This window comes from Micromonospora maritima (assembly GCF_902825405.1).
GTDB classification, from domain to species: domain Bacteria; phylum Actinomycetota; class Actinomycetes; order Mycobacteriales; family Micromonosporaceae; genus Micromonospora; species Micromonospora maritima.
On record NZ_CADEAU010000726.1, the window covers coordinates 1 to 2,117 of the forward strand.

Annotated in this window: 2 protein-coding genes and 1 pseudogene; 1 reads left to right on the top strand and 2 read right to left on the bottom strand. The window is 76.5% G+C overall.

The annotated features are described in order from the left end of the window. Nucleotides 1-1,139: HAMP domain-containing sensor histidine kinase (locus HUW36_RS31555; protein ID WP_174531410.1), on the bottom strand; the 1,139-nt coding region annotated here is incomplete at its 3' end. Beyond that, on the bottom strand, nt 1,136-1,828 hold the full coding sequence (locus HUW36_RS31560) for a response regulator transcription factor (RefSeq protein ID WP_174531411.1): 693 nt from the start codon (nt 1,826-1,828) through the stop codon (nt 1,136-1,138). The genes HUW36_RS31560 and HUW36_RS31555, both read right to left, overlap by 4 nt. 103 nt (nt 1,829-1,931) lie before the next feature. Between HUW36_RS31560 and HUW36_RS31565 the strand changes: the two are divergent. After that, nucleotides 1,932-2,117 (top strand): annotated as a pseudogene (locus tag HUW36_RS31565) (septum formation initiator); the annotation flags it as partial.

Consider the following 2,117-nt stretch of genomic DNA (forward strand, 5'->3'; position numbering starts at 1 on the left):
CTGGCGCCCCTGCGCCGCGAGCCGGGAGGCAGGCCCGGGCCGGCGTCGGCCACGGTGAGCGTCACCTCGTCCGCCCGCGCCGCGAGCCGTACATCGAACGGGGTGCCGTCCGGGGTGTGGGCGAAGACGTTGCCCAGCAACGCGTCCACCGCGGCGGCCAGCTCGTCGCCGCTGAGCCGGACCGGCAGCGGCCCGGGCGCGAGGTCGACCGTCAGCGTCCGACCGGTGTCCTCCGCGAGCACCGACCAGAACGTCACCCGCTCGCCGACCACCGCCGCCGCGTCGCAGCTGCCGCCGGCGGACGCCGTGCTGCGCCACCGGGCCTGCCGGATCACCCCGGTCACGGCGCGTTCCAGCCCGTCCACGGCGGTGGTCAGCCGGGCCGCGTCGTCCGGGTCGCGCAGCGACTCGGCCTCCAACCGCAACGCCGTCAGCGGGGTACGCAGCCGGTGCGACAGATCGGCCACCTGCTCGCGTTCCTCGCGCAGCAGGACCTGGATCCGTTCGGCGAGGTGGTTCAGCGCGCCCGCGACCTCCCGCAGCTCGGCCGGGCCGGCCGGCTCGACGCGGGCGTCGAGTTCGGCGTTGGCGAGCCGGTGGGAGACGGCGGACAACGCGGAGATCGGCCGCACCAGGGAGCCGGCCAGCCGGTCGGCGACGACGAGGCCGACCAGCACCAGGAGCGCGCCGAGCAGCGCCAGCACCAGCCAGGCCCGGGTGACCCCGGCGGTCAGCTCGTCCCGGGGCACGACGGTGCGGATCACTCCGGTCCCCTCCGGACGGCCCTGCACCGCGACGACCACCTCCCGCCCGGCGACGGACTCGACGGTGAGGCTCTCGCCCCGCGCGGCCAGCACGACCGTCGGGGTCCGGGACGCCGGCGTGCCGAGCACGGTGCCGTCGGCCAGGAAGACGCTCACGTCGCGACCGGTGTCGGCACCGAGCTGGTCCACCGTGGACCGGATGGTCTCGGGATCGGCGGTGCCGACCAGCGGGACCAGACGCTGCACGTCGGCGGTCGCGCGGGTGGTCGCCCGGTCCGCGGCGACGGTACGCACCAGGACGGCCAGCGGCACCAGGAACGCGATCATGACGAGCGCGCCGACGGCCGCGACCAGCAGCGTCAGTCGGCCCCTCACCTGTCGGCTCCCGGCACGTCGAGCCGCACCCCGACCCCGCGCACGGTGTGCAGGTAGCGCGGCCGCTGGGCGCTCTCGCCCAACTTGCGGCGCAGCCAGGACAGGTGCACGTCGACCGTCTTGTCGGCGCCGCCGTACGGGATCCGCCACACCTCGGTCAGCAGCTCGCGCTTGGTGACCACCTGCCCGGGGCGGCCGGCCAGGTGGTGCAGCAGGTCGAACTCGCGCGGCGTCAGCTCGACCGGCGCCCCGTCCAGCGTGACCCGGCGGGCGCGCGCGTCGATCCGCAGCCCGCCGACCACCAGCGCCGCCTCCGGCGTCCCTCCGGCGGCCGAGCGGCGCAGCACCGCGCGTATCCGCGCGTCGAGCTGCGCGGCGGTGAACGGCTTCACCAGGTAGTCGTCCGCGCCCGCGTCGAGCAGGCGGACGATGCCGGCCTCGTCGTCGCGGGCGGTCGCCACCACGACCGGCACCGCGCTGACCGCCCGCAGCATGCGCAGCATCTCGGCACCGTCCAGGTCGGGCAGTCCGAGGTCGAGCACCACCAGGTCGGGTCGGTCGTCCAGCGCGTCCCGCAGCCCGTCCAGGGCGGTCGACGCGGCCGCGACCGCGTGGCCGTACTCGCGCAGGGCGCGCAGCAGCGGGGTACGGATGGTCAGGTCGTCCTCGACGAGCAGCAGGCGCGCCACGAGGGCAGGTTAGCCCGCGCACGGGCCGGGTACCGCGCCCCTTAACCGGACGTTAGCCTCGCCGAACGACCCGCCCAACCCGGGGGCGGGGCACACTCGGTGCATGGACCGACGTTCGCTGCTCGCCGTCACCGGCTGGTTGGCCACCACCGCCGCGGCCACGCTCGTCGGGATGGCCGCCGTCGACCTGGTGGGCGCGGACATCGGCGGTACCGCGGGCGGGGTCCGTACCGAGCAGGACGTCGCGCGGGCGCTCGCCGCGTCCGTGCCGGCGCCGGCGGGCGCGGGC